This window comes from Noviherbaspirillum album (assembly GCF_035916955.1).
Lineage (GTDB): Bacteria > Pseudomonadota > Gammaproteobacteria > Burkholderiales > Burkholderiaceae_D > Noviherbaspirillum > Noviherbaspirillum album.
Genome location: NZ_JAWIIV010000100.1, coordinates 1 through 2,000, shown reverse-complemented (window position 1 = coordinate 2,000; position 2,000 = coordinate 1). Strand labels below are relative to the sequence as shown.

The following is a 2,000-nucleotide window of genomic DNA, read 5'->3' as shown; positions in this document are numbered from 1 at the left end:
CACGGCGTTTGCCAAGCCCAACGTGCTCACCCCGCCAACAATTGTGCATATTTTCTATTGTACCAAGACCATCTGTTCCGGGTGATGTAATCCTGAAGACGATATTCACATTCTCTTGGTCAATCTCGATGCGCTTCACCAACATTCGGATCAGTTCGCGTTGGGCCTCGAAACCCATGCTATCGATACCAGCGGTTACCTTTGCCGCAAAGTCCTCAAGCCGTCCCACAATCAATTGCAGTTCGTTCCGTGAGATTGCTTGCTCTGTTAGCTGTGCAATTTGACCCTCCAATGTTTTTTGCCGATCTCGTAATCGTGTTAAACGCCCTTCAAACTCATGCTTTTCAAGATACCCCTCGGCATAAGCATCAATTACTCGAGTGATGCCCTGCCGGCATTGCCGTAATTGGACTTCAAGATGACGCTGTTGTGTATCTTCTGTTGGCTGTTCCAGTGTTTGCAGTCTGCGCTCATACTCTTGTGTCAGCCGGTGCGGGTCCAGCAGTAAGCTTTTTACCTCGGACCATACTGCCTTTTCCAGATAGTCAGCCCTGACCTGACCATTATTGCATCGACGCTGTCCGGCAAAGCGATAGGCGTCACTACCGATGCAACGGTAGTACGCGTACTGCCGTACATGGTCTTTTACACTGACTGGCTTGCAATAATAGGCGTAACCACACTGTTTGCACACTACCAGCCCCTGCAGTAGATGGCGAGCCCCACGTTTTCTTGTCCGGTTTAATGCACGATTTTCCTGCAATTGCTCCTGCACGGCTGCAAATAAGTCGTGATCAACTAGTGCAGGTACAGGAATGCTTTGCCATTGTTCCGGAGGCACTGTGATGACGGTACGACTTATTGGTAAACGCTGGTGTCGCTGCGGCCGTAGACGGGAATGGAATGGCCCGAACTTAGTCTTGCCAAATGCTGCCTGGCCAGCATACGCTGGATTTTTTAATATTCTCCAAACCACACTTCGATCCCACCATGATTTGCCTCGGGGTGTCAGTATCTGCTGATGCTCTAGTCGACGGCAAATCTCACCGATTGTCATGCGCTCATGTACCACCCAAACGAAGATTTTTCGCACTACTTGCGCATGTTCCTCTACGATCTCATATCGAGCGCAACCGGCGCCATCATGCACGCTGACATAGCGATATCCATAGGGGGCTGCCGAAAGTACGCTCACCTGTCCAGTTTGCGCTTTGTGACGCTTCCCGCGGCGGCTTCGCTCAAGAATCTTTGCACGTTCGTACTCGGCTATCATGCCTTGCACCTGCAACAGCATTTCCTCTTCAGGGGTCCTGCCGAAACTGTGGTTAAGAAAGATTACCTCTACACCCGCGCGCTGTAATTCATCAATCAGCAGGACCTGATACGCATATTTGCGTGCTAACCGATCCGGAGAATGAACGTATAGTCTATCTACAGCCCCTAACGAAACGGCATCTCGAAGGCGCTCCAAGGCTGGCCGCATTAAGTTGGCGCCGCTCCAGCCGTCATCAACGAATTCTCGGTCCGGGGTTGATGTGCATGCATCGATTTGCATTCGTTCACGTAATGCGGATAATTGGCTGTCAATAGTCTGCGCATTGGCCTGCTGGTTTGAAGAAACGCGCGCGTACAGAGCAGCCTGAATCGGTTTCATCATTGAGCCCTTCTGTAATTCCATGTTGCCAGCCGCTGATCCCGGGTAGTAATTGCGAGCACCCGGTTGCCAGGACGTCGTATGATCGGCACAACTTTAGAATAGGCGTCAATCAAAGGCTGGACGCCGACGCGGCTTGGTTCAAAACCGACTGAGACAATTAATTTGGGCCGAGGCATGATCGCCCCCCATTCTTCCTGTGACCGACAGCTCCACTTCTCTGCACGCTATGTCGTACGGAAATCGTTTCCGTGGCCCGGCCGTAGGTGCGCCCGAGAGACTATGACAGTTATTTCAAAGGAAGGTTTTGCACTATTGTTGCGGGGGTGCTGACACGCGCTTGTGC

1 protein-coding gene is annotated in these 2,000 nt (G+C 51.6%); it reads right to left on the bottom strand.

Features of this window, described 5'->3' with window-relative positions:
- The coding region (locus tag RY831_RS32830; RefSeq protein WP_326510477.1) for a recombinase family protein at positions 1–1,657 on the bottom strand (1,657 nt) is incomplete at its 3' end.
- Positions 1,658–2,000 lie beyond the last annotated feature (343 nt).